Source organism: Psychrobacter sp. 5A.1 (assembly GCF_030407455.1).
GTDB lineage: Bacteria > Pseudomonadota > Gammaproteobacteria > Pseudomonadales > Moraxellaceae > Psychrobacter.
This window is the reverse complement of the sequence record NZ_JASDDJ010000105.1, coordinates 1-4,633: the sequence shown is the minus strand read 5'-3', so window position 1 is coordinate 4,633 and position 4,633 is coordinate 1. Positions and strand designations below refer to the sequence as shown.

General features: G+C 37.3%; 6 protein-coding genes. All 6 read left to right on the top strand.

What is annotated here, in order from left to right:
- On the top strand, positions 1-513 hold a 513-nt coding region (locus tag QL982_RS14075; RefSeq protein WP_110921931.1), incomplete at its 5' end, for a hypothetical protein.
- A gap of 70 nt (positions 514-583) precedes the next feature.
- Entirely contained in the window at positions 584-1,264 is a 681-nt protein-coding gene (locus tag QL982_RS14070) for a hypothetical protein (protein WP_290165855.1), read from the top strand.
- A gap of 114 nt (positions 1,265-1,378) precedes the next feature.
- A complete protein-coding gene (locus QL982_RS14065; RefSeq protein ID WP_290165853.1) occupies positions 1,379-1,921 on the top strand; it encodes a carboxypeptidase-like regulatory domain-containing protein in 543 nt (180 codons plus the stop codon).
- Positions 1,908-2,477 carry a hypothetical protein gene (locus tag QL982_RS14060; RefSeq protein WP_290165851.1) on the top strand — a complete coding sequence of 190 codons (570 nt, stop codon included), beginning with the start codon at positions 1,908-1,910 and terminating at the stop codon, positions 2,475-2,477. The genes QL982_RS14065 and QL982_RS14060 overlap by 14 nt, the downstream gene beginning before the upstream one ends.
- Positions 2,478-2,497: 20 nt before the next feature.
- The gene (locus QL982_RS14055; RefSeq protein ID WP_290165849.1) at positions 2,498-3,403 is read left to right on the top strand and encodes a tetratricopeptide repeat protein; all 906 of its coding nucleotides are present in this window, start codon (positions 2,498-2,500) and stop codon (positions 3,401-3,403) included.
- Between the two features lie 590 nt (positions 3,404-3,993).
- Positions 3,994-4,422, top strand: a complete 429-nt coding sequence (locus QL982_RS14050; protein ID WP_290165847.1) for a hypothetical protein — start codon at positions 3,994-3,996, stop codon at positions 4,420-4,422.
- The last annotated feature ends 211 nt before the right edge of the window (positions 4,423-4,633 follow it).

Sequence of the window (4,633 nt, the reverse complement as noted above, 5' to 3'; positions counted from 1 at the left end):
ATGTATTTGTTCACTCAAGAAAACAAAAAAATACATATAAATAAATCTCATATATTCAATATACTTAAAATAATATTCGTGCTATCAACAACTAGTCTTCTTGGATGTTTCCAAGACTATCCTACGCATAGCCCTCCTATCGAAGGAAGTATTGATATATCGAAAAATAGCAAAGGTGATTTATGTTTTATGCCAATATTCAGTTCTGCCGTCGTTATGGAAAATCCTATAATTTTTAATTATATTAAAATGGAAGAGCTTGCTATATTGGATCCGAATGCTGAAATAAGTGATCATGTCAAAATACAGATTAAACCCAAGAATAAAAATTATTTCAGTTTGAGAGATGGGCAAAAAATATGTTTAAACTCTAATAATCCTAATTTAGAACAAATTACTTATTCTAAGTTAGATAGGCAATTATTAATAGTTTCAATTGGAGGTTTAGACGATAAGGAAGACCATTTTATAAGTTTTCAAAAAGAGTTTAACTATCCTTATACACCTGAGTGACAACTATCCTTCCATCGGCAGACTGATAGGCGATACGTAGGCAAGCTAATAATTAGAAAGGTATAATCTAATGCAAAAAAAAGCTTTCACTCTGTTGACCCTTCTCCTGCTAACATCTTGCATGTCTAACAATACTCCTAATCATGATAAGCCCAGCGCTGCTTCTGCTGAAAACCATGACAGCTCAAAAATGAATAATGAGAAAACTATAGAAGAAAAAGAGCAAATAGTTGACGAACGTGAAGACAATGAAGCCGCTCTACGTCGCGTTGTAGAACGATGGGAGGAACCCATAAGTGCTGATGAAAAAGCAAGGAAGTATCAATCTTTACTTGATCTTGAAAAAGACGGGGATATTAAGCTTGCCGAAGGCAACTATGGCGGAGCTTGGTATAGATATAGCGCAGGATCTATTCACTATCCCTCCCCTAGGGTATTAGTGAAAGCAGGGGATGCACAGATACTTCATATTGTGAATAACTTCGACACTATTTGCGACCACGAACTTTGCTTAAATGAACAAGGGCGTGTTACCCAGAGGAAGCGAAGCTCTGTTAGAAGTATTGTTCTATCCACCTATGGTGTGGCGCTAGGTTTTAATCGTTATCCTAAAACAGATTACAGAGAAGAGCAGAGCTTAAGCAAGGAAGAAGAGCAACAGTTAGTCGAAAAAATAGAATGTCTAAACGAGAAACTTGACTTTGAGGCTGAGTCAGCTGACGTATCTATTTTGGCACCATGTATTGGTTGATCAATCTCAAAAAAACGTCAATTGCATACCCTTACCAGAAGGTAAAACTTACCAGCAAGTTAATCCAAATCAGCCGATTAAATAGACTCATAAGAGAAGTTAACAAGGATTTAGATGATATCTAAAACGATTTATCTAGCAGCACTACTAATCTCATCTATCAGTCTTTTAAGCTGCTCATCAGGACAGGACATTCATGGCTATGCATCCCCAATCATTACGGGGCAAGTCTTGGATAAAACTACCAATAAGCCTATAGAAAACGCTTCTCTTTTTCAAACCAGTGCAGATACAACAATGACTGATCATAATGGGTACTTTAGACTACCTTCTTATAAAGAGGATTACACCACCTCTGATACTGGCAGGGGGATAAACCTCATGACTGAAGGTGGTTTTGATTTATATAAAGAAGGCTATAGAAGAAAAGTTTTTAGCAATTCTGGCTTCAAATTTTTAGAAGTCAAGTATACCGAAGAAGTGCCATATCATATCCATTTGGGTAAGGTGTTTTTAGAGCCGCTACCAGAAGGTGTGGATATTAACGATCTGGAAACTGAGTACATTGATGACATGACGTTTTGTCAGCCTAATGAATTTCAAAAAGATGTCAATTGCATGCCACTACCAGACGGGGTCGTAAATGAAGCTTTATAAACTATTTGCCTTCATCGGTGTACTAACGGTCCCATTAAGTGCGTGCTTGATACCAGAGCCTACTGATTATTATGTCACGCCAGCACTTTCAGGCCAATTACTAGATAGTGTCACTCAGCAACCTGTTACTGATGTAAGTATTTACTTAACGGATGAACATCAAACGACTTCCGACAGCACAGGCAAGTTTGTCTTGCCACCTATGGTCGTCTCAGATGATATGAATAAAAGGCGGAATAAAGAACAGCTGCAATTCATTTATGAATACGCTGACATCATGATTGAAAGTGAGGGATATCAACGCCGATTAGTTAATGTCGATGGCATGGCTTTACCTACGCCAGCTTTGGATATCAATACACCAGTGTCAATAAATATGGGTAGTGTATACCTCACGCCACTAGCAGAAGGTGAGCATGTCTATGATAGGGTATATCAATATACTGAGACGATGAGATACTGCAAACCTACCGAGTCTCAAAAAATAGTAGCTTGTATACCCGTACCAGAAGGTAAAACGTATGAGCAAGTGAGTCCGAATCAGCCAATTAGATAGTATTTCCTACCGGAGTTTCGATGCATCAAAGAAGAATCACACCTTTAACTCAATCTATATTACTAGCGACAGTGCTATCCAGTGGTTTGATAACTGCTGCTTGCTCAGCAGAATCATCAAATACAGAGATACTTTCCAATCAAAACACTACTGCTGAAATATATGAACTTGGAGTAGCCTACTATGAGGGCGACTCAGTCCCTGAAGATGACGACAAAGCTTTTGAACTGTTTCAAAAAGCTGCCGATAAGGGCTATGCTCCTGCTAAACATTATCTAGGTATTATGTATTATGAAGGGCTAGGCGTAGATCAAAATTATCAAAAAGCATTTGAATGGATTGAACAAGCCGCCAACCAAGGATATGCCAATGCTCAATTCGATCTTGGCGTTATGTATCATGAAGGTATTGCTGTCGAACAAGATGAGATAAAAACACTTGAATGGTTTCAGCAAGCTGCTAACCAAGGATACACTGATGCTCAATTTAATCTCGGGATTATGTATCATGAGAGTATTAGTATTGAGCAAGACTATCAAAAAGCAATGCAGTGGTATCTATTAGCAGCTGACAATGGATCTTTTGACGCTCAAAGCAATATTGGTAATTTTTACGAGAATGGTTACGGCGTGACGCAAGATTATGGTCAGGCTTTAGAGTGGTATACCAAAGCTGCTGATCAAGGGTTAGATTTAGCACAACTTAATATCGGTGGTCTTTATGAGAACGGTTATGGTGTGCCACAAGACTATGACACAGCTTTTGAATGGTATAAAAAGGCTGCCGATCAAGGCAATCAAGAAGCTAGCAATCGCATTGGTAGATTGGTCATGAATGATAAAATCGACGATACAGGCATTACTATCTACAGCACTCAAGAAACTGGTCTCACATTAGGTGATATTGAAAATAGCTTGGGGGAGTAAAGCGGTACATTCTAAATACTACTCATATCAAACCATACGATAATAAGACTATAAGTTGTCAAAAAAAATAATTCTAATCATACTTATACCTCTTACTTTATGGTTCCTTAATCATAAGATGTATCAACCTCCAATCTTGGGTAAGTTAAAACTGCGGTATATCTCTAGCTAGAACTATTATTTAACTTATAAGGGTGAAAAAATTGCAGGTAAAGTGACAGCCCTTGACAGTTGGTACATCCAAAAACCCTACGTTTATGGATCAACTACAGATTTTGAAACATCGACAGGCGACGATCTCATTTATTTTTTTATTAATGTGTGCAATGGTAATAGATTTCAAACGGATAGCTTTATGGAGTTTGTAAATTATTTGAATAACAAACAAATACCGAAAGATAAAAGAAACTGGATGAGTGGTGATAATGCTATCAATATCAAAAAAGCTGAGTATATATCGAATATTGACTGCGATGCATATTAAAGTTATATGTTTATCAGCACTACTAATCTCATCTATTAGTCTTTTAAGCTGCTCATCAGGACAGGACATCCATAGCTATACCTCCCCTATCATTACTGGGCAAGTATTGGATAAAACAACCGATGAACCATTAAGCAATGTTTCTATTTATGAAAATAGCATTCATCAGACTAAAACCGATGTAAATGGATATTTTAAATTACCTGCCTTCAAGTTTTCATATACTACATCGGATTATGACGTGCGTTCATTAAATGAAGCATCTAGCGGAAGCTTCTCTATAGGCAAAAAAGGCTATAAAGGTATAAGTTACAACAAATCTGGTATCAAGAAACTAGAAGTTAAGCATGCACCGGAAGTGCCATATCATATCCATTTGGGTAAGGTATTTTTAGAGCCGCTACCAGAAGGTGTGGACATGAACGATATTGAAGATGAGTACATTGATGACATGATATTTTGTCAGCCTAATGAATCTCAAAAAGACGTCAATTGCATGCCACTACCAGATGGATTGACAAATGAAGCTTTATAAAAAAACTATACTTCTTAGTGTATTGACAGTATACGAGCATTTACCAACGACTGGTGCATGGGTGGATTATGCAAGCTATAGAATATCTTAAAAAAGCATCCAAAGATCAGGCGATAGGTACTCTCCTTATTACGTTTGTTGGTGGTGTATCAAAAAGTATGCTGAGGAATTAAAGGAGGGGTGACAGCCGAAGCAAGATGATATATTTGAG

Excerpts from the sequence above, each read along its gene's own strand:
- QL982_RS14070 (WP_290165855.1), top strand. The coding sequence starts at position 584 with ATGCAAAAAAAAGCTTTCACTCTGTTGACCCTTCTCCTGCTAACATCT.
- QL982_RS14055 (WP_290165849.1), top strand. The coding sequence starts at position 2,498 with ATGCATCAAAGAAGAATCACACCTTTAACTCAATCTATATTACTAGCG.
- QL982_RS14065 (WP_290165853.1), top strand. The coding sequence starts at position 1,379 with ATGATATCTAAAACGATTTATCTAGCAGCACTACTAATCTCATCTATC.
- QL982_RS14060 (WP_290165851.1), top strand. The coding sequence starts at position 1,908 with ATGAAGCTTTATAAACTATTTGCCTTCATCGGTGTACTAACGGTCCCA.